This window comes from uncultured Campylobacter sp., assembly GCF_938018145.1.
Taxonomy (GTDB): Bacteria; Campylobacterota; Campylobacteria; order Campylobacterales; family Campylobacteraceae; genus Campylobacter_A.
In genome coordinates this window covers 1-1893 of sequence record NZ_CALIII010000428.1, presented here as the reverse complement: position 1 = coordinate 1893, position 1893 = coordinate 1, and the positions used below count along the sequence as shown (strand labels likewise).

1 protein-coding gene and 1 pseudogene are annotated in these 1893 nt (G+C 46.5%); one reads left to right on the top strand and one right to left on the bottom strand.

Features of this window, described 5'->3' with window-relative positions; genetic code table 11:
• A pseudogene (locus Q0338_RS10055) lies at positions 1-406 on the bottom strand (CinA family protein); the annotation flags it as partial.
• A 121-nt stretch (positions 407-527) separates the two neighbouring features.
• Here Q0338_RS10055 and Q0338_RS10050 point away from each other — a divergent pair.
• A partial coding sequence (locus tag Q0338_RS10050) for a class I tRNA ligase family protein (RefSeq protein ID WP_298086603.1) occupies positions 528-1893 on the top strand: 1366 nt, incomplete at its 3' end.

The window sequence follows — 1893 nt, the reverse complement described above, 5'->3', positions numbered from 1 at the left end:
AATCTCGCTGCGTTTTGATATCTATGGCAGGCAGTTTTTGGTTCGCGCCGGCCTTTAATAAATTTACGTAAGTTTGATTTAGTTTGATTAAAAAGCCCTCGTCGCTAAATTTCTCGGCCCTGCTGGGAGCTAGCATTTGCGGGGATTTTAGCTCCAAAATATCGCCGCTTAACGTAGCTAAAATTTTTGCCGCGACGGAGCAGTTTTGACTCGACGCGTAGATACAAAGACTATCGGAGCGCGCACAAAGATGTTCGATGATAAACGGCAGCTCCTTATCGCTTTTACTGACGAATCTAAACTCGCCAAGCTCGCCGAAATGCCGCTTGTAAGCGCAAAAAATATAATCTAAAAAAGGCGCGTTTACGCCGATATCTTCGCCAATGATCAGTAGTGCGTTTTTCACTGTTTTCTCCTTTAAAAGCTAAAAATATCTTACATAAATTTAGCTTAAAATAGCGTTTTTTCAGTAGCGTTTAATCGCCGTTTGGATAAAATCTACCAATTTTTTACTTCAAGGCGAACCTATGGATTACAAAGATACATTATTGCTTCCAAACACCGAATTTCCCATGCGCGGCAACCTGCCCGAAAACGAACCCAAACGCTTAAAATCGTGGTTTGAGGATAGAAAAATCTACGAAAAAATGAAAGCTAAAAGGCAAAAAGCCGCCAAAAGCTTCACTCTGCACGACGGCCCTCCATACGCCAACGGCAACATCCACATCGGACACGCGCTAAACAAAACCCTAAAAGACATCATCTTAAAAACGCACTATTTCTTCGGCGAAAACGTGAGATTTACGCCGGGCTGGGACTGCCACGGACTACCGATCGAGCAGCAAGTCGAGGTAAAACTGGGCGATAAGAAAAAAAGCCTCAGCAAAACGCAAATCCGCGAGCTTTGCCGAGAGCACGCCAGAGAGTTTATCGAGGTGCAAAAGGAGAGCTTTAAACAGCTAGGCGTCGCCAGCGACTGGGACGACCCGTATCTGACGATGAAATTTAAATTTGAAGCCGAAATTTACAAAACGCTTTGCAAAGTCGCCAAACGCGGACTTTTGATCGAGCGAAGCAAGCCGGTGTACTGGAGCTGGGCGGCTAGAAGCGCTCTAGCCGAGGCAGAGGTCGAGTACGAGGACAAAGAAGACTACAGCATCTACGTCGCGTTTAAGCTAGGCGAGGAAGCCGCAGCGAAAATAGGCGCAAAAGACGCCAGCGCGGTCATCTGGACGACCACGCCTTGGACGCTGCCGGCAAACCAAGCCATCTCGCTAAATCCAAATGAAATTTACGTTTTAACGGCTGAAAATTTGATATTTGCCAAAGAGATGCTAAGCGAGCTAGAAAAAGAAGGTCTAACTAAGGGCGAAATTTTAAAAGAATTTGCCTCGGCAGAGCTAGAAAACCTGCACGCGGTAAATCCGCTAAACGGCAGAAAATCGCTATTTATCCTAGGCGATCACGTCACTATGGACGGCGGTACGGGTCTAGTTCACACTGCCCCGGGGCACGGCGAGGACGACTACCACGTGAGCCTAAAATACGGCATCGAAGTCATCATGCCCGTCGATGAAGGCGGTCTATACGACGAGACGCTAAAGGCCAAAAAGTTATTTCCAGAGGGCGTAGCGGACGAACTAATCGGCATGCATATCTTTAAAGCAAACGAGAAAATTTTAGAGCTTTTAGGCTCAAATTTGCTAAAAGTTAGCAAATTCGTCCACTCATATCCATTTTGCTGGAGAACGCACAAGCCGGTCATCTACCGCGCGACAAAGCAGTGGTTTATCGCCATGGACGAGCCAAAAATCGAGGGCAAAACACTACGAGAAGTTGCGCTAAAAGAGCTTGAAAACGTCAAATTTTACCCTGCAAGCGGCGTAAAAAGGA